This is a genomic window from Tepidimonas sp. HKU77 (assembly GCF_049728535.1).
Classification (GTDB): domain Bacteria; phylum Pseudomonadota; class Gammaproteobacteria; order Burkholderiales; family Burkholderiaceae_C; genus Tepidimonas.
Map to the genome: position 1 here is coordinate 1502995 of NZ_CP187300.1, position 18337 is coordinate 1521331.

At 64.5% G+C, this 18337-nt stretch carries 14 protein-coding genes and 4 pseudogenes; 12 read left to right on the forward strand and 6 right to left on the reverse strand.

Features of this window, described 5'->3' with window-relative positions; genetic code table 11:
* Positions 1-408: 408 nt before the first annotated feature.
* The 5 genes and pseudogenes from ACPP3B_RS07205 to ACPP3B_RS07225 all read left to right on the forward strand — a co-directional run bounded on the left by ACPP3B_RS07205 (position 409) and on the right by ACPP3B_RS07225 (position 7153).
* Entirely contained in the window at positions 409-705 is a 297-nt protein-coding gene (locus ACPP3B_RS07205) for a CopK family periplasmic copper-binding protein (protein ID WP_058616470.1), read from the forward strand.
* Positions 706-839: 134 nt separating this feature from the next.
* A pseudogene (locus tag ACPP3B_RS07210) lies at positions 840-1061 on the forward strand (type II toxin-antitoxin system PrlF family antitoxin); the annotation flags it as partial.
* Entirely contained in the window at positions 1050-2333 is a 1284-nt protein-coding gene (locus tag ACPP3B_RS07215; protein WP_424860162.1) for a TolC family protein, read from the forward strand. The pseudogene ACPP3B_RS07210 and the gene ACPP3B_RS07215, both read left to right, overlap by 12 nt.
* 11 nt (positions 2334-2344) lie before the next feature.
* Positions 2345-3961: an efflux RND transporter periplasmic adaptor subunit gene (locus ACPP3B_RS07220; RefSeq protein WP_424858587.1), complete on the forward strand. Its 1617-nt coding sequence runs from the start codon at positions 2345-2347 to the stop codon at positions 3959-3961.
* A 9-nt stretch (positions 3962-3970) separates the two neighbouring features.
* Positions 3971-7153 carry an efflux RND transporter permease subunit gene (locus ACPP3B_RS07225; RefSeq protein WP_424858588.1) on the forward strand — a complete coding sequence of 1061 codons (3183 nt, stop codon included), beginning with the start codon at positions 3971-3973 and terminating at the stop codon, positions 7151-7153.
* Here the strand turns inward: ACPP3B_RS07225 and ACPP3B_RS07230 are convergent.
* Positions 7135-8079, reverse strand: coding sequence for a heavy metal sensor histidine kinase (locus tag ACPP3B_RS07230; RefSeq protein WP_424858589.1), 945 nt, complete (start codon positions 8077-8079; stop codon positions 7135-7137). The two genes, ACPP3B_RS07225 and ACPP3B_RS07230, sit on opposite strands and share 19 nt — an antisense overlap.
* Here ACPP3B_RS07230 and ACPP3B_RS07235 point away from each other — a divergent pair.
* On the forward strand, positions 8066-8239 hold the full coding sequence (locus tag ACPP3B_RS07235; RefSeq protein WP_424860207.1) for a hypothetical protein: 174 nt from the start codon (positions 8066-8068) through the stop codon (positions 8237-8239). The genes ACPP3B_RS07230 and ACPP3B_RS07235 overlap by 14 nt on opposite strands.
* A 385-nt stretch (positions 8240-8624) precedes the next feature.
* On the opposite strand, the gene ACPP3B_RS07240 is transcribed toward ACPP3B_RS07235, so the two are convergent.
* Positions 8625-9611 carry an IS481 family transposase gene (locus tag ACPP3B_RS07240; protein WP_424858590.1) on the reverse strand — a complete coding sequence of 329 codons (987 nt, stop codon included), beginning with the start codon at positions 9609-9611 and terminating at the stop codon, positions 8625-8627.
* A 108-nt stretch (positions 9612-9719) separates the two neighbouring features.
* Between ACPP3B_RS07240 and ACPP3B_RS07245 the strand changes: the two genes are divergently transcribed.
* The 5 genes and pseudogenes from ACPP3B_RS07245 to ACPP3B_RS07265 all read left to right on the forward strand — a co-directional run.
* Positions 9720-10016, forward strand: a complete 297-nt coding sequence (locus tag ACPP3B_RS07245; RefSeq protein WP_058616470.1) for a CopK family periplasmic copper-binding protein — start codon at positions 9720-9722, stop codon at positions 10014-10016.
* A 52-nt stretch (positions 10017-10068) separates the two neighbouring features.
* Positions 10069-11058 carry an IS5 family transposase gene (locus tag ACPP3B_RS07250; protein ID WP_066708478.1) on the forward strand — a complete coding sequence of 330 codons (990 nt, stop codon included), beginning with the start codon at positions 10069-10071 and terminating at the stop codon, positions 11056-11058.
* 513 nt (positions 11059-11571) lie between these two features.
* Positions 11572-12545: pseudogene (locus tag ACPP3B_RS07255) on the forward strand (IS3 family transposase); the annotation flags it as partial.
* 100 nt (positions 12546-12645) lie between these two features.
* Positions 12646-13605: pseudogene (locus ACPP3B_RS07260) on the forward strand (IS481 family transposase); the annotation flags it as partial.
* Positions 13606-14466: pseudogene (locus ACPP3B_RS07265) on the forward strand (reverse transcriptase domain-containing protein); the annotation flags it as partial.
* Between the two features lie 328 nt (positions 14467-14794).
* On the opposite strand, the gene ACPP3B_RS07270 reads toward ACPP3B_RS07265, so the two are convergent.
* Genes ACPP3B_RS07270 through ACPP3B_RS07280 form a run of 3 tightly spaced genes read right to left on the reverse strand, consistent with a single transcriptional unit; the run spans position 14795 to position 16442 of the window.
* Complete coding sequence (locus tag ACPP3B_RS07270; protein WP_424858591.1) at positions 14795-15397, reverse strand: sigma-70 family RNA polymerase sigma factor; 603 nt, start codon at positions 15395-15397, stop codon at positions 14795-14797.
* A complete protein-coding gene (locus ACPP3B_RS07275) occupies positions 15375-16205 on the reverse strand; it encodes a mechanosensitive ion channel family protein (RefSeq protein WP_424858592.1) in 831 nt (276 codons plus the stop codon). Before ACPP3B_RS07275 ends, ACPP3B_RS07270 begins: the two co-directional genes overlap by 23 nt.
* 18 nt (positions 16206-16223) lie before the next feature.
* Positions 16224-16442 (reverse strand): hypothetical protein, encoded by a 219-nt coding sequence (locus ACPP3B_RS07280; RefSeq protein ID WP_424858593.1) that lies wholly within the window; start codon positions 16440-16442, stop codon positions 16224-16226.
* Positions 16443-16616: 174 nt separating this feature from the next.
* On the opposite strand from ACPP3B_RS07280, the gene ACPP3B_RS07285 reads away from it, so the two are divergent.
* Positions 16617-16763 (forward strand): hypothetical protein, encoded by a 147-nt coding sequence (locus tag ACPP3B_RS07285; RefSeq protein ID WP_424858594.1) that lies wholly within the window; start codon positions 16617-16619, stop codon positions 16761-16763.
* Positions 16764-16848: 85 nt separating this feature from the next.
* Here ACPP3B_RS07285 and ACPP3B_RS07290 read toward each other — a convergent pair whose 3' ends face one another.
* Positions 16849-18192 (reverse strand): glutamine synthetase family protein, encoded by a 1344-nt coding sequence (locus ACPP3B_RS07290; RefSeq protein WP_299023003.1) that lies wholly within the window; start codon positions 18190-18192, stop codon positions 16849-16851.
* Positions 18193-18337: the final 145 nt, after the last annotated feature.

The window sequence follows — 18337 nt, forward strand, 5'->3', positions numbered from 1 at the left end:
CACGAGGATCGTCGCGCGTGCCGTGGTGGGTGCTGGTTGCACTCCCAGATCGCTGGGTCTGTCGTATCGGTTGCCACCCGACGTTGGACACCTGATCCCTATCGAGGCCTGGAATGCTCTCGACCACGGCACCTGAGCCGCCTCACACCGATACCGCACTTGGCGCCTAGTCGGCATCGCCATAAGCACTTGCACCGATGTGGCGATGAGTCCGCGCCCCGCCTCGGTGAGCAGGAATGCATTGAGATTGGCACACGATTAATCCCGATTCCATCCCGAATGGAATCTGATATATACGTAACGGCCGTGTTATCTTCTCGTTAGCGGTGGCTTTGTAGAATACATACTGTGCAGTCGCACAAGGCATTGACAGAAATGCCTTCACGTTTGATTGAAAGGAGTGTAGAGATGAAAGCCAGGATTACCGCTGTTGTCGCCGCCACCGTGCTGAGCGCCATCGTAACCCCATCGTTCGCTGGTGACGCGGCAGCGGCCAGCGCCAAGAAAATGTTCCTCCTCAAGGACGGTGGAACCCTGTATGTATTCGAGGACGGCAAGATGGCGCTGGAAGACAAGTTCGGACGGGCTATCCACCTGAAAGAGGGGCAATCGCTCGAAACGGTCGATGGCCAGAAGATTACAGCCAACGGCAACGAGGTCGCTCGACTCGATTTTCTTCTCCGTAAGGGTCATTCCAACCATTGACTACTCGATTCAATTCGTGAACTGCACGCCAGCGGATGTCGGGCCAACTCGTTGACCAACACGCGCTGGCGGGTCATCGGTCATAGCTGGCGCAGTTGCATTGCACTCGTCCCGATTGCAGCCGGAGAACCGCCATGCCTGCCACCCTCGAAGCCGAATCAACGCTGACCGATCGCTATCAGACGACCGTGCCGGAAACCGTGCGCCGCGCGCTGCGCCTGGGCAAGCGCGACAAGATCCACTACACCATCCGCCCGAACGGTGAGGTCGTGCTCACGCGCGCGGCCCCCGGCGACAGCGACGACCCGGCGCTGATGCCGTTCCTCGGCTTCCTCGCCCGCGACATGGCCCGCCATTGGTCCCTTGCAGGGGTACGTGCTGGCGCCGGTGCCGTCCTGTTGGCGTTGCCCCTGTGGGCAGCCGCGCAGCAGGCCGCACTGGGCAGCGACCTCGCATCTCTTCTCGACTACGCCCGCCAGAACAACCCCGAGCTCGCCTCGATGCAGCACGAAGCCGCTGCCGCGGCACAGCGCGTGCAGCCGGCCGCAGCCTTGCCCGACCCGGTGCTGCGCGTCGAGCTCGAGAACTTCAACAACTACGGCAACAGCGCCGGCCCCAGCTTGCTGCCGTCGAAGGTGGCCCAGACGAAGTACACGTTGATGCAGCAGTTCCCCGCCTGGGGCAAGCGCGAGCTGCGCCGCCAGGCCGCGGAAGCGGAGGCCCGGCAGGCCCAGGCGCGGGCCGCGGTCCTCTGGGCGGAGCAGGCCGCGCGCATCCGCGTGGCCTATGCGCAGTACTTCCTGGCCAGCCGCAACGAACGCATCACCCGCGAACTCCTGGACCTCGTCACCCGCATGGAGCAGGTGGCCCAGACCCGCTATGCCGGCGGCCTGGCGGCGCAGCAGGACGTGCTTCGCGCCCAGTTGGAGCAAACCGCCATGCGCTCGGAGCTGATCGCGGCGGCCAACGACAAGCGCCAGTTGCAGGCGCGGCTGAACGCGCTGCTCGGGCGCGGCCCGGGCGCGCCGCTGGCGGAACCGCAAGACCTGCCGGCCCTGCCCGCCACGGCAGCATTGCCCGCAACCGAACTGTTGGCTCGCGTGCGCGAGGCCAACCCCCTGGTGCGGGCGGAGGCAGCCCGGCTCGAGGCCGCGCAATCGAACCGCGACCTCACGTGGCGCAACCGCTATCCCGACTTCAACATCGGGATCACTCCCACGCAGATGAGGTCGCGCGTGACGGAGTGGACGCTGATGGTGGAGTTCAACATCCCGCTCCAGCAAGCCAGCCGTCGGTCGCAGGAGCGCGAGGCCGCGGCCATGGTCGAAGCGGCGCGTGCACGCGCCGAGGCCGCTGCCACCCAGGCCGCCGCCGAGCTCGAAGAGCAGCTGTCGGCGCTGGAGGCGGCGCGCCACGGCGAAGAGCTGATCCGAACGCGCCAACTGCCGCAGGCCGAGTTGAGCCTGCAATCCGCGCTGGCCGGTTACGAGACGGGCAAGGTGGACTTCACCAGCCTGCTGGAAGCACTACGCCAGACCCGCAGGGCCCGCCTGGACCTGCTCAAAACACAGGTCGACGCGCAGATGCGCGCCGCGGAGATCGAACGCATCCTGGGAGACGCGCTGTGAAGAACTCGTTCGTGGCCCTGCTCACCGTGACCGTGGCCGCAGCCGGTGTCGTGGCCGGCCAATGGTGGAGCAGCCGCCAGCACTCCGCCGCCACGGCAACCCCCACCAGTGCCGAGACCGCGAAGGCCGGGCCTGCGGCGCGCAGGATCCTCTACTACCGCAACCCGATGGGGTTGCCGGACACCTCGCCCACACCCAAGAAGGATCCGATGGGGATGGACTACATCCCCGTGTACGAAGGCGAGGAGCCCGAAAGCACGAGCGGCGCGCCGCAGGTCCGTATCAGCGCCGAGAAGGTGCAGAAGATGGGTGTGCGAACGGAAGCCGCCGCCCTGCGTCCGTTGGGACGCGTCGTGCGCGCGAGCGGACGTGTGGAGCCCGACGAGCGCCGCGTCTATGCCGTGACGGCCAAGTTCGAAGGGTACGTGGAGCGCCTCCATGTGAACGCAACGGGGCAGCCGGTCGCACGCGGCCAGGCGCTGTTCGAGGTGTACAGCCCGGAGCTGGTCTCGGCCCAGCGCGAGTACGCCATCGCGGCTCAGGGGGTGCGAGCGCTGGCGGGAGCGGGGGGCGACGCCGCCGCCGGCATGCGCCAGCTGGCGGAATCGAGCCTGCTGCGCCTGCGCAACTGGGACATCCCGCCTGATCAGGTGGAAGCGCTCGCCCGCACCGGCGAAATCCGCCGCACCGTGACGTTCCGCTCGCCGGTCAGCGGCATCGTGACCGAGAAGAAAGCCGTCCAGGGCATGCGGTTCATGCCGGGCGAAACGCTGTACCAGGTGACGGACCTCGGCGCCGTCTGGGTGATCGCTGATGTCTTCGAGCAGGACATCGGCTCGCTCAAGCGCGGTGCGCGGGCCACGGTGCGCATCGATGCGTACCCGGAAAGGACCTTCAGCGGCACGGTGACTTACGTGTATCCCACGCTGAACGCGCAGACGAGGACGATCCCCGTGCGGCTCGAACTCGCCAATCCGGGGCACCTGCTCAAGCCGGCCATGTTCGCCCAGGTGGAGCTGGCCGCCGCCGACACGAGGCCGGTCCTGGCCGTGCCCGATTCGGCCGTCATCGACAGCGGAACGCGACGCATCGTCCTGGTGCAAGTCGGCGAGGGCCGCTTCGAGCCGCGGGAGGTGAAGACGGGCGCGCGCAGCGACACCCACGTCCAGGTGCTGGAGGGCGTGCGTGAGGGCGAGCAGGTCGTGGTGGCCGCGAACTTCCTGATCGACGCCGAGAGCAACCTCAAAGCCGCCGTTGGCGCGCTGGCGGCCCATGCCGGCCATGCCGCTCCCGGCCCCTCGGCGGTGCCAGCCTCGGGCCCTGCGGCCACCGGCGCTGCGGCCCATGCCGGCCATGCCGGCCATGCCGCTCCCCCGCCCGCCGCCGGCGCGCCCGCCTCGGTGGGGCACCGGGCCGAGGGCATCGTGGAGGACGTGGACGCAAAGACCGGCTCGCTGAGCATCAACCATGGCCCCGTTCCCACCTTGGGCTGGCCGGCCATGACCATGGAGTTCAAGGTGGCCAACGAAAGCCTGCTGCGCGACTTGAAGCCTGGTACCAAGGTCAGGTTCGAGTTCGTCGAGCGCGAACCGGGCGAATGGGTCATCACGTCCGTTTCCCGGATGTAAGGAGCGGCGATGCTTACCAAGATCATCGACTGGTCCGGCCGCAATCCCTTCGTCGTCCTGCTCGCCACCTTGTTCGTCGTCGTCGGCGGCCTCTATGCCGTGCTGAAGACGCCGCTGGATGCGCTGCCGGACCTGTCCGACGTCCAGGTCATCGTGTACACGGAGTACCCGGGGCAGGCGCCCCAGGTCGTCGAGGACCAGGTCACCTACCCGCTGACCACCGCCATGCTGGCGGTGCCCAAGTCGAAGGTCGTGCGGGGCTTCTCGTTCTTCGGGGCCTCCTTCGTCTACGTGATCTTCGAGGACGGCACCGACATCTACTGGGCGCGCAGCCGGGTACTGGAGTACCTGAACTCCGCGGCCGGCCGCCTGCCGAAAGGCGTGAGCCCGCAGCTCGGGCCCGACGCCACGGGCGTGGGCTGGGTGTACCAGTACGTGCTGCTCGCCAAGGACCGCACGCTCGCCGAGCTGCGCAGCATCCAGGACTGGTACGTGCGCTACCAACTCACGAAGGCCCCTGGCGTGGCCGAGGTCGCCTCCCTGGGCGGGTTCGTCCAGACCTACCAGGTCACCGTGGACCCGGCCAAGCTGCGTTCCTACGGCATTCCGCTGTCGAAGGTCTCGCAGGTCATCCGCGACTCCAACCGCGACGTGGGCGGACGCGTCGTCGAAATGGCGGAAACCGAGTACATGGTGCGCGGCAGGGGCTACCTGCGCGGGCCGGCGGACCTGGAGACCCTCGCGGTCAAGAGCGACGGCGGCACGCCGGTCCTCATCCGCGACATCGCGCGGGTGGAGCTCGTACCCGACGAGCGCCGGGGGCTTTCGGAGCTCAACGGCGAAGGCGAAGTGGTGTCGGGCATCGCGATGGCCCGCTATGGTCAGAATGCGCTGGAGGTGATCGACAACCTCAAGCTCAAGATCGCCGAGATCGCGTCCGGGCTTCCCGCCGGTGTTTCGATCGAGTCGGTCTACGACCGGTCCGAGCTGATCCACCGTGCCATCGACACGCTCACGCGGACGCTGATCGAGGAAAGCCTGATCGTCGCAGCGGTGTGCGTCATCTTCCTGCTGCACGTGCGCTCGGCCCTGGTCGCGATCCTGATGCTGCCGGTGGGGGTGCTCATCGCCTTCATCGCGATGCGCCTGCTCGGGATGAACTCCAACATCATGAGTCTGGGCGGCATTGCCATCGCCATCGGGGCCATGGTGGACGCGGCGATCGTGATGATCGAGAACGCCCACAAGCACCTGGAGCGCTTGCCGGCAGGGCACACCACGGCCGAGCGGGCCGCCGCGATACTCGACGCCTGCAAGGAGGTGGGGCCCGCGCTCTTCTTCTCGCTGCTCATCATCACCGTGTCGTTCCTGCCGGTGTTCACGCTGGAGTCGCAAGAGGGGCGGCTGTTCTCGCCGCTGGCCTACACGAAGACCTTCTCGATGGCGGGCGCCGCGCTGCTGTCGGTGACGCTCGTGCCGGTGCTGATGATGCTGTTCATCCGCGGACGCATCCTGCCGGAGGCGAAGAACCCGGTGAACCGCTTCCTGATCTGGGCCTACCGCCCGATGATCGCCGGCGTGATGCGCTGGAAGAAGACGACCATCCTCGCCTCGGTGATCGTCTTGCTGGCCACCTTGTACCCCGCGAGCCGGCTCGGCACCGAGTTCATGCCCACGCTCAACGAGGGCACCCTGCTGTACATGCCTGCATCCCTGCCGGGCATGTCGATCACCAAGGCTGCCGAGCTGCTTCAGACGCAGAACAAGATCATCAAGAGCTTCCCCGAGGTGGCTTCGGTCTACGGCAAGGCGGGCCGCGCGAACACCGCCACCGACCCGGCCCCGCTGGAGATGTTCGAGACCGTCATCAACCTCAAGCCCGAATCCGAATGGCGCGAGGGGATGACGGTGGACAAGCTCATCGCCGAGATGGACCAGGCCCTCCAGTTCCCCGGTGTATCCAACGCCTGGACCATGCCGATCAAGGCCCGCATCGACATGCTCTCCACGGGCATCCGCACGCCCATCGGCATCAAGGTGTTCGGCAAGGACCTGCTGGAGATGGAGCGGCTGGCCAAGGAGATCGAGGCCGTCGTCAAGAAGGTCCCCGGCACGACCTCGGCCTTCGCCGAGCGCATCACGGGCGGCTTCTATCTCAACATTGAACCGGACCGCGCGCAGCTTGCGCGCTACGGGCTCTCGGTCGGGGAGCTGATGGATGTGATCTCGACCGCGCTGGGCGGCGAGATCGTCACCACGACGGTCGAAGGACGGGAGCGTTATGGCGTGACGGTGCGCTATCCGCGCGAGCTGCGGGCCAACCCTCAGTTGATCGAGCGCGAGGTGCTGGTGCCGACGATGGAGGGCCGCACGATGGTCCCGCTCGGCCAGGTCGCGAAGGTGCAGGTGGCCCGCGGGACGCCCGGCATCCGGACGGAGAACGGGTTGCTGTCGGCGTACATCTTCGTCGACATCCGCAACCGCGACATCGGCTCCTACGTGGCCGAGGCGCGCAAGGCCGTGGCCGAGCAGGTGAAGTTCCCGCCCGGCTACTACGCCACCTGGAGCGGCCAGTTCGAGTACATGGAGCGCGCCATCGACCGCATGAAGATCGTCATTCCGGTGACCCTGCTGACGATCTTCCTGCTGCTGTACCTGAACTTCCGCCGCCTGACGGAAACGCTCATCGTGATGCTGTCGGTTCCCTTCGCGCTGGTCGGCGGCGTCTGGCTGCTGTGGATGCTCGGATACAACCTCTCCGTGGCGGTGGCGGTGGGCTTCATCGCGCTGGCCGGCGTGGCCGCGGAGACGGGCGTCGTGATGCTGATCTACCTCGATCACGCCTGGGACGAGGCGCGCCGACGGTGTGAACGGGAAGGCCGACGTCCGCAGGCGGCCGACCTCTACGCCGCCATCATGGAAGGTGCCGTCGAACGCGTGCGTCCGAAGATGATGACGGTCGTCGCGATCATGGCCGGCCTCCTGCCGATCATGTGGGGCACCGGTACAGGCTCGGAGATCATGAGCCGCATCGCCGCCCCCATGGTAGGCGGCATGATCTCCTCGACCGTGCTCACCCTGGGCGTCATCCCGGCGATCTACGCGCTGGTGAAGGAATGGGAGCTCAGACGCGCTGCGCGCACACCGAACGCGGCTTCCGCGGCGAGGGACGCTTACGCTGCCGCCGAGTGATGTCGCTGCGGGCCTGCGCCCGGAAAGTGCAGGGTGAAGGTGTTGCGGCCGCCCGCCGCATCGCTGGCGGCCTGCACCTCGCCGCCGTGCGCGTGCATGATCGAGCGCACGATGGCCAACCCCAGCCCGGTGCCACCGCTCCACCGGGCGCGCGAGGCGTCCGCACGGTAGAAGCGGTCGAACAGCCGTGCCAGCTGCTCGGGCGCGATCGGATCGCCGACGTTGCTCACGGCCAGCGAGGCTGCCCCGTCTGCGTCCTGTTGGATCGAGACATCGACCACCGAGTGGGCGCGAGCGTGGCGCACCGCATTGGAGAGCAGGTTGGTCACCGCGCGCTGGATCAACAGCGGGTCGCCGTCGATGGTCGCCTCCCCTGCCACGTTGACCGTCACGCCCTTTTCCTCCGCGACCAGGCCCAGGTACTCGGTGACCCGGTTCGACTCCTCGTGCAAGTGCACGCGTTCGTGGCACGCCAGCGCCTGGCCATGGTCCGCCTGGACAATGAACAGCATGTCGGCGATGAGGCGGGAGAGCCGTTCCAGCTCCTCGATGTTGCCTTCCAGCACGTCGCGCAGCTCCTCGGGGCGGCGCGGCTGCGACAGGGCCACCTGGCTGCGCCCGAGGAGCGTGGCGATGGGAGTGCGCAGCTCGTGCGCCAGGTCGGCGGAGAACTCCTGCAGCCTTCGGTAGCCGGCGTCGATGCGCTCCAGCATCGCATTCAGCTCCCGCGCCAGCTCCTGCAGTTCCGACGGCAGGTTCGCCTCGGTGATGCGACGCCCGAGGGACCGCGCCCCGATCGATGCCGCCTGCCGCCGAAAGCGCAGCAACGGCGCCAGCCCGGTGCGCGTGATGAGCCAGGCACCCACGGCCACCGCCGCCAGCAGGAAGGGCAGCCCCACCAGGCTGGCCCGGATGAATCCGTCCAACAGTCTCTACAACGCACTGGGCATTCCCATTGCGGCCGGCGTGCTGTATCCGCTCACCGGTTGGCTGCTTTCACCGTTGATCGCCGCCCTGGCAATGAGTCTCAGCTCCGCATCGGTGATCGGCAATGCGCTGCGTTTGCGCGGCGTCCGTCTTGTCTGAACACGAGGATCGTCGCGCGTGCCGTGGTGGGTGCTGGTTGCACTCCCAGATCGCTGGGTCTGTCGTATCGGTTGCCACCCGACGTTGGACACCTGATCCCTATCGAGGCCTGGAATGCTCTCGACCACGGCACCTGAGCCGCCTCACACCGATACCGCACTTGGCGCCCAGTCGGCATCGCCATAAGCACTTGCACCGATGTGGCGATGAGTCCGCGCCCCGCCTCGGTGAGCAGGAATGCATTGAGATTGGCACACGACAATTAATCCCGATCCCATCCCGAATGGAATCTGACATATACGTAACGGCCGTCTCATCTTCCCGTCAGCGGTGGCTTCGCAGAATACATACTGTGCAGTCGCACAAGGCATTGACAGAAATGCCTTCACGTTTGATTGAAAGGAGTGTAGATGTCAGGTCCCGGACGATTACGTGGTTTGAAGATGAAAAGATCGGGGCGTTGAGGGTACCACTTTTTCAAGGCCTCCAGAGGTGTTATGTGTCCGATTGCCTTCTGGGGTAAATGATGGTTGTACAGCCAAACATAACGGGTCAAGGTAGTCTCGAGGTCCTCGGCGCTGTTGAAGTGATGGGTGGCAAGGACCTCGGCAATACGGCCGTTGAAGCGTTCGACCATGCCATTGGTCTGAGGGTGTCTGGGCTTGGTGAGGCGATGCTCGATGCCAAGGGCCTGGCAGAGCTGATCGAACTCGTGCTTCCCGGACGGTGCGCGCGCGCCTGAGGCGAAGAGGCGATCCGTGAACTCCTTGCCGTTGTCGGTGAGGATGTGCGTGATTCTGACCGGGCAGGTCTTGTGCAAGGCCTTCAGGAAGCTTCTGGCCGCGGCTGCGGTCTTGTTTGGCTTAATCTGGATGAAGACCCAACGGGTGGCGCGGTCAATGGCGACGAAGAGATAACGCCTCTGATGTTCGTCGGGCATCTGCGGCAGGTACTTGACGTCGATGTGCAGGTAGCCCGGCATGTAGGTCTTGAATGGCTTGGAAGCAGGCGCATCCTTGGCTTCACTGGGCAGTTGGGATAGGCCATGGCGCTTGAGCAGACGATACAGCCCAGAACGTGAGGCCCGGGGGTTGATGAACTCCCGTGTGACCACCAGCAGATCGTCAAGGGGTAGCTGGAGGGTCTTGCGCAGCTCCACCACCAAAAGCTCCTGCGCCGGGGTGAGCGTCGTCTGCAAACGATGCGCGGTATGCGGGCGATCTTCCACAAAGTCCCGACGCTTCCAGCGGCGGATGGTGTCTTCGGATACGCCCAACTCGGCTGCCAAGGCCGCAACCGACAAGGACGAGGACTGGATGTAGGCGCGGGTGGCGGGGGTTGTGGTGGCGTTTTTGTGTAGGCGAATAATCATGGTTGAGCGCTCCGGAGGTTGTCGATCAGCTCTCGCATCACTGCGCGACTAACGAAGAGTGCACGACGCGAAGGATCTATGCAATCGTCCGGAACCCTACATGTAGAGATGAAAGCCAGGATTACCGCTGTTGTCGCCGCCACCGTGCTGAGCGCCATCGTAACCCCATCGTTCGCTGGTGACGCGGCAGCGGCCAGCGCCAAGAAAATGTTCCTCCTCAAGGACGGTGGAACCCTGTATGTATTCGAGGACGGCAAGATGGCGCTGGAAGACAAGTTCGGACGGGCTATCCACCTGAAAGAGGGGCAATCGCTCGAAACGGTCGATGGCCAGAAGATTACAGCCAACGGCAACGAGGTCGCTCGACTCGATTTTCTTCTCCGTAAGGGTCATTCCAACCATTGAGGAAGGTCTGCAAAACCTTCCTGCCAGACTGCCGGGATGGGACAATAGCGACATGAAGCAGATGAGTCTGGAGGCGCCGATGTATACGGGCTTTGAGCTGCGCGCCAAGCGCACCCGCAAGCGTGCGTTTTTGGAGCAGATGGACCGTGTGGTGCCGTGGGCAGAGTTGGTCGCACTCATCGAGCCGTATGCGCCGAAGGCGGGTCCCAAGGGTGGGCGGCCACCCTTTGCGGTAGAGAAGCTGCTGAGGATTCATTTTTTGCAGCAGTGGTTTGGTCTGTCGGACCCGGCGGTGGAGGAAGCCTTGTACGACACGCCGCTGCTGGCGAGCTTTGTTGGTCTGGACCTGGGGGTGGATGTCGTGCCGGATGAGAGCACCATCCTGCGCTTTCGCCACCTGCTGGAGCAACACGGCCTGAGCCAGCGTATCCTCGAGACGGTCAATCGCATCCTGACCGAGCGTGGCCTCATGCTCAAGAGCGGCACCATCGTGGATGCCACGCTCATTGCTGCTCCCAGCTCGACCAAGAACGCCCGCCGTGAGCGCGACCCTGAGATGCACCAGACGAAGAAGGGCAACCAGTGGTACTTCGGCATGAAAGCGCACGTTGGGGTCGACGCCGAGACAGGGCTGGTACACACGGTGGTGGCCACCGCTGCCAACGTCTCGGATGTGACGCAGGCGCATCGGCTCTTGCACGGGCAAGAGACCGACGTCTTTGCCGATGCGGGCTATCAGGGAGTGGACAAGCGAGCGGAAAACCAGGGCAAGCAAGTCGCTTGGCACGTGGCCATGCGGCCGGGCAAGCGCCGGGCATTGGACAAGCGCACTTTTCTTGGCCAGGTGATGGATGCCTTGGAACGCACCAAGGCGCGCATTCGTGCCAAGGGTGAGCATCCGTTTCGGGTACTCAAATGCCAGTTTGGCTACCGCAAGACGCCCTATCGAGGCTTGGCCAAGAACGGCGCGCAGCTCAACGTCCTGTTTGCGCTGGTCAATCTGTGGCTGGCGCGCAAAGCCTTGCTGGCTGCGACGGGATAAGTGCGCCCGCAGTGGGCTCACTGGGGCCGGATGGGGCTCCAGAGGGCCCATCAAGGGGCTTGCTGGAGCCAAAAGACGGCTCAGCATCTGCTTCGATCCCGTCATGTGAAACGATATTGACCCTCAACTCGTCGCCACGAACGAGTGGGCGGGGTAGTGCAGAGGTTCCTTGACTACTCGATTCAATTCGTGAACTGCACGCCAGCGGATGTCGGGCCAACTCGTTGACCAACACGCGCTGGCGGGCCATCGGTCATAGCTGGGGCTAACCACTCGATGGTAGGCTGCGACGCTACCGGTCAATCGGCGCCGCACAAGGTGAGAGTCCGCCCTGCACTGACTGACCGGCGTTCATTGCCGGGGCCATTGCGTCCACAACAACCCGCAGGATTGCCCGGGATTGCTCAATCGTTGAGAGAGTGGGTTGGATTCCGGTCGCGTCTGCACCACTGACCTTGCCCCTGGAAACCGGATCCCTTGCTGAGTGGTTGAATACAGGCAAGGAGAACGGAAGTGACGAAGGCAACGAGAGCGCGCTACACGCTGGAGTTCAAGCTGGAAGCGGTCAGGCTGGTCAAGGCTGGCCAGAGCATGGCGGCGACGGCGAAGATCCTGGGCATTGCGCAACAGACGCTGCACAACTGGATCCGTGCGGACCGAGACGGTCGTCTGGCGGGGGCTGGAAGCAAGCCGGTGAGCCCAGAGCAGATGGAGATCGCCAGGCTGCGCGCGGAGCTGGCGCGGGTCAAGATGGAGCGCGACATCCTGGGAAAAGCGACGGCGTACTTCGCGAAGGAGCGGGGGTGAAGTACGCCTGGATCGAGCGTAACCGCAAGCGCTGGCCCGTGTCGGTGGCGTGCGCAGTTCTGGGGGTGAGCCCCAGTGGGTACCACGACCACCGTGTGCGCCAGGCACGACCACGACGTGGGATCAGCAACGATGCTCTGCTGGTTCATATCCGAGCGATCCATGCCGAAACGCGTGGCGAGTACGGCTGGCCGCGGATCTGGAAGGAACTGCTGGCACGCGGCATTCGGGTGGGTAAGGAGCGCGTTCGCAAGCTCATGAGCCTGCACGGCATCCGCGCCCGAGGCAAGCGCAAGTTCAAGGCTACGACCGACAGCAACCACAAGCTGCCGGTGGCGCCGAACCTTGTGGATCGGCAGTTCAAGCCGGCCACGCCGAACGCCGTGTGGACGAGCGACATCACGTATGTGGCCACCGACGAGGGCTGGCTGTACCTGGCGGTGATCATCGACCTGTTCAGCCGCCAGGTCGTGGGCTGGTCGATGCAGCCGCACATGCGGCGCGAGCTGGTGATTGACGCGTTGCACATGGCCTGGTTCCGCCGCCATCCGCCGCCGGGACTGATATGCCACAGCGATCGCGGCAGCCAATACTGCAGTGCCGACTTCCAGAAGGCGCTGACCGGCTACGGCATGCGCAGCTCGATGAGTCGCAAGGGGAACTGCTGGGACAATGCGCCTGTAGGGTTCCGGACGATTGCATAGATCCTTCGCGTCGTGCACTCTTCGTTAGTCGCGCAGTGATGCGAGAGCTGATCGACAACCTCCGGAGCGCTCAACCATGATTATTCGCCTACACAAAAACGCCACCACAACCCCCGCCACCCGCGCCTACATCCAGTCCTCGTCCTTGTCGGTTGCGGCCTTGGCAGCCGAGTTGGGCGTATCCGAAGACACCATCCGCCGCTGGAAGCGTCGGGACTTTGTGGAAGATCGCCCGCATACCGCGCATCGTTTGCAGACGACGCTCACCCCGGCGCAGGAGCTTTTGGTGGTGGAGCTGCGCAAGACCCTCCAGCTACCCCTTGACGATCTGCTGGTGGTCACACGGGAGTTCATCAACCCCCGGGCCTCACGTTCTGGGCTGTATCGTCTGCTCAAGCGCCATGGCCTATCCCAACTGCCCAGTGAAGCCAAGGATGCGCCTGCTTCCAAGCCATTCAAGACCTACATGCCGGGCTACCTGCACATCGACGTCAAGTACCTGCCGCAGATGCCCGACGAACATCAGAGGCGTTATCTCTTCGTCGCCATTGACCGCGCCACCCGTTGGGTCTTCATCCAGATTAAGCCAAACAAGACCGCAGCCGCGGCCAGAAGCTTCCTGAAGGCCTTGCACAAGACCTGCCCGGTCAGAATCACGCACATCCTCACCGACAACGGCAAGGAGTTCACGGATCGCCTCTTCGCCTCAGGCGCGCGCGCACCGTCCGGGAAGCACGAGTTCGATCAGCTCTGCCAGGCCCTTGGCATCGAGCATCGCCTCACCAAGCCCAGACACCCTCAGACCAATGGCATGGTCGAACGCTTCAACGGCCGTATTGCCGAGGTCCTTGCCACCCATCACTTCAACAGCGCCGAGGACCTCGAGACTACCTTGACCCGTTATGTTTGGCTGTACAACCATCATTTACCCCAGAAGGCAATCGGACACATAACACCTCTGGAGGCCTTGAAAAAGTGGTACCCTCAACGCCCCGATCTTTTCATCTTCAAACCACGTAATCGTCCGGGACCTGACAGCTACATCCAGTCCGGACGGAAGATCGTGGTTGATGTCGATCTGGAGAAATTCTTTGATCGAGTCAATCACGACATCCTCATCGACCGCCTACGCAAACGCATCGACGATGCTGGAATCATTCGGCTGATACGGGCGTACCTGAACAGCGGCATCATGAGCGATGGCGTAGTGTTTGAGCGGTATCAAGGCACGCCGCAAGGTGGGCCGCTGTCGCCGCTGCTGGCGAATGTGATGCTGGACGAAGTGGATAAGGTACTGGAGAAGCACGGCCACTGCTTTGCGCGCTATGCCGACGACTGCAACGTCTATGTCCGTAGTCGGAAAGCTGGCGAACGGGTCATGGCGCTGCTGCGCAAGTGTTACGGCAAGCTGAGGCTCAAGATCAATGAAGCCAAGAGTGCGGTGGCCAGCGTCAAGGGAAGGAAGTTCTTGGGCTACAGCTTCTGGTTTGGCAAGGAGGGCGTCAAGCGCAGGGTGGCCGACAAGCCGATGGCGACGTTCAAGCAGCGGGTGAGGCAACTGACCCGGCGCTCAGGCGGACGCAGCATGGCGGAGGTCATTGAGCGACTGAAACCTTATCTGTTGGGATGGAAAGCCTACTTTGGGCTGGCGCAAACACCGGGCGTCTGGCGATCGCTGGACGAATGGCTGCGCCACCGACTACGGGCGATCCACCTCAAGCACTGGAAGCGGGGTAGCACGATCTACCGGGAACTGCTCAACCTAGGCGCGTCCGAACACGTGGCAAAGCGGGTGGCAGGCAATTCCCGCTGCTGGTGGCGGAATAGCGCGGGCGAGCTCAACCGGGTGCTGACCATTGCCTACTTCGACAAACTTGGCGTTCCCCGTCTCTCATGACCTCAACTTCTCGAACCGCCCGGTGCGGACCCGCATGCCGGGTGGTGTGGGAGGGGCCCGGTCAGGTATCCTGACCGCCCCTATCCCGATTTGTGGGTATCCGCGATACCACGCGGGGTTCGGCGCCGATCTGCGTGCGCCACGCGGTGAAGCCACATCGCCCGAAAGTCGCCCAGTTCGACTCTTTCTTGCCCTCTCTTCTCTCGAAACCGGCGCCAACCTCTTCCCGCAAGCACACGCAAATGGTCTTTGGGATCAGTGACTTGCACCTGCGTCGCCGCGACCGGTTGGCCATCGTGCTTGCTTGGCAGGTACAGAGCCAACGCATTCAGCCCCCCTCTTTCAAGCGCTGCAAGGCACGGGCATAACGCATCTTCGTTGCCGACAGCCCCAAACCCATCGCCTCAGCGATTTCAGCGAACTCGAGGCCCACGAGCAGGCGCAGTAGTACCAGCATGCGATCGTCGGGCGCCAGCCGCGCCAGCAAGGACTCGGCATCCAGGCGGGCTTCGGTGGCGGCAATGGCATCCTTCGAGTCGGCCACGGCGTGCGCGTCCTCGCGAGTTTCTGGGTCATGCAACGAAACCGTGGATGGCCACGCCTGCGCCTTGCGCCGATGGTCGATGCACACATTGGCCGTGATGCGCCACAGCCAGGTGCTGAAGGCCGATTCGCCGCGAAAGCGCGGCAGTTCGAAGAACACCTTGAGCATGACCTCCTGGGCCAGATCTTCGGCATCGGCGGCGCAGGCGGTAAAACGCCGGGTGAGCGCGCGAATGCGGCTGCCATGGCGGCGCATCAGCGCTTCAAAGGCACCCGTCCGGTAGGGCAGTTCAGCGCGCGCCCGAGCGACCAGCGCGGCGTCGTCTGCCAGATGGGGCACCGCATCGCCGTGCAGGTCATGATGGTCAACGGGAGACGGTGACCGCATCGGCACTGAGCCGCGAATTGGCCACGGTCAGCAAACGGCCATCGGCGAGCACGAGTACCGTCTTGATGGTGCCGACCTCGCGCACGGTGGCGGCGATACCATTCCACTCGATGCGATCGCCTTCTTTGAGCAGATCGCGCAGATAGACACCGGCGACGATTTCACCGGCCAGCCCGCGCGTGCCCAACCCCAAAGACAGGGCCACCGCCACACCGATGGCGGCCAGGGCAATGCCAATGACTTCTTGCAGCAACACGATGCGGATATCGAGCTGGTCGACCGCCATCAGCACCACCAGCGCCGCCAGCACGCCCATGGTCAGCCGCGCGAGCGTGGGTGCGTAGTCCACCCCCGCCGAGTCAGCAGCACGGCGCACCAGGCCCGCCAGCCAACTGGCCGCCATCAGCCCCAGCACGAGTACGACCACGGCAGCCACGAACTTGGGCAGAAAGAGCATGACTTGCGCGACCGTCTGCCCTGCCGCAGCCAGTCCCAGACTGTCGGCTGCCGAGATGGCAAAGGCCAGCAACACGAAGGCGAAGGCGATGGTCCCAAGCAGCGCGGAAATCTCACGCTGCATACCCCACTGCTGCAAGAAGCCTTGCAGCCCCGAGCGTTTGGCCAGCTCGTCGATGCCCAGTTTGGCCAGTAGGCGCCGTGTCACGGCCCCCAGCAGCTTGCCCAGCAGATAGCCGAACAGCAGCAAGACGAGCGCGCCCAGCAAGTTGGGCGCCAGCATGGCCAGGCGGTTGTAGAGCGCCACCAGAGGGTCGGAAGCCCAGGCAAGGGCGGTTCGGATGTGGTCCATAGATAAGCTCCTTCGTGATCAGCGGTGAACAGACGCCCGATGCAGCCGTGCCACAGCCGGTGCGAGAAGCCTTGCCAAGGCCAACCAGATACGCCCCAGCACTAGCCCCAGCACGTTGCGCACGGCCAAGCGGGCGCGGGCGCGGTGCAAGACGGGGGTCAGGCCGTTGGGCGGTTCGGGGCTGTCTTGCAGCGCTGCCGCAAGACGGGACTCGAAGGCGTCGATGGGCGCTGGCATGGGCAACTCCTGGAATCGGTGTCCGTGCTTTCTTTGACGAAGATCGCTTTGGAAAAGTCACAGCAGCACGGTTTCGAACGTCGATACATACCGACGGTCTTGGGTGACCGAGACTCCCATGAGTAAGGTCAGACCGGCCTTCGAGCGTGAAGTGGGGCCGCAGCGATGCGGCGCATGTTGGCACGGCCGGTGGTGAATCTGTCGGAGGCGGCCTGGCTGATCGGCGCGCGCGAGGCGGCACTGGGCGCCGGCGTCGATTACCGCTTTGGGCTGAAGGATAAGAAAGCGCTCAAGCTCGCCCAGCGCAGCGATCTGTACTGAGTGGCGAACCACTGGGGTGCGTTTACCGAGGAGAAGCTCTTGGATGCGGTTGCGCCGTGCACGAGGCCAGGATGCGCTACCGGGGTCACACGCTGAGTAACAAGAAACGCCGCTCCCAGGGGCTGACGACTTCGAAGTACTCGCGGTACTCGGCCTCCTTGATCGCGGCATAGGTGCGCAAAAAATGCTCGCCGAACAGCTCGGCCAGCGGTGTACACGCCAGCAGGCGCTCGACAGCGTCGTCCAGGTGGCGCGGCAGTTGGTGCGGCTGCTCGTAGGCGCTGCCGGTCAACGGCGGGGTGGGCTGCAGGCGCTCGCGCATGCCCAGGTAGCCACAGGCCAAGCTGGCGGCGATGGCCAGGTAAGGGTTGACGTCGACCCCCGCCAGGCGGTTTTCGACACGGCGCGCCTCGGCCGGGGAGTGCGGCACGCGCAGGCCGCAGGTGCGGTTGTCGTAGCCCCAGCTCAAGTTGATGGGTGCCGCCGTGTAGCGCGACAGGCGCCGGTAGCTGTTGACGTAAGGGGCAAAGAACGCCATCGCCGCGGGCAGGTAGGTCTGCAGCCCGCCGATGAAGTGGAAAAACGCCTCCGACGGTGTGCCGTCGGGCTGGCTAAAGATGTTGCGCCCACTGGCGCGCTCGAGCACGCTCTGGTGGATGTGCATGGCGCTGCCGGGTTGCCCCTGCATCGGCTTGGCCATGAAGGTCGCGTACATGCCGTGGCGGATGGCAGCCTCGCGTACCGTGCGTTTGAACAGAAAAACCTGGTCGGCCAGCGCTAGCGGCTCGCCGTGGTCCAGGTTGATCTCCATTTGCGCGGTGCCCATCTCGTGAATGAGCGTATCGAGTTGCAGCCCTTGCGCCTCGCACCAGCCGTAGATGACGTCGAAGATATCGTCGTATTCGTTGACCGCGTCGATGGAGAAGCTCTGCATGCCGGCCTCGGTGCGCTTGGTGCGGCCGATCGGGGGCTTGAGCGGGATGTCCTCGTCGGGCTCGACCTCGACGAGGTAGAACTCGATTTCCGGCGCGACGATGGGCTGCAGGCCATCGCGTTCGTAATACGACAGGATGCGGCGCAGCACGTTACGCGGCGCCAGCTCGATCCACGAGCCGTCGAAACGCTGGCAGTCATGGATGATTTGGGCGGTCGGCTCTTTGGCCCAGGGGACGATGCGCAGCGTGGTCGAGTCGGGCGCGAGCCGCATGTCGGGGTCGGCCACGGGCGTGAAGTCCTGCTCGGGATAGTCGCCGGTGACGGTCATGGTCAGCACCGCCTCGGGCAGGCGCAGGCCCGCGGCGGGGTCGTACTTGTGGCGCGGCACGATCTTGCCGCGTGCCTGGCCCGTCATGTCGGGGATGAGGCACTCGACCTCGGTGATGCGGTGCTCGTCGAGCCAGCGGTGGATGCGTTGGTGGTCGTCGTTCATGGCGCGGAAATCGGATCCGAATGGCGCATCAGTATGCGACGAATACGTACCCGCGGTGGTGCCAGCCGAGGGTACCGGCGAAGCGCCATTAGTGAGCATCATTCCCAGTGACAATGTTGGGCATCCTGTTTTGCTGAAAAGGATC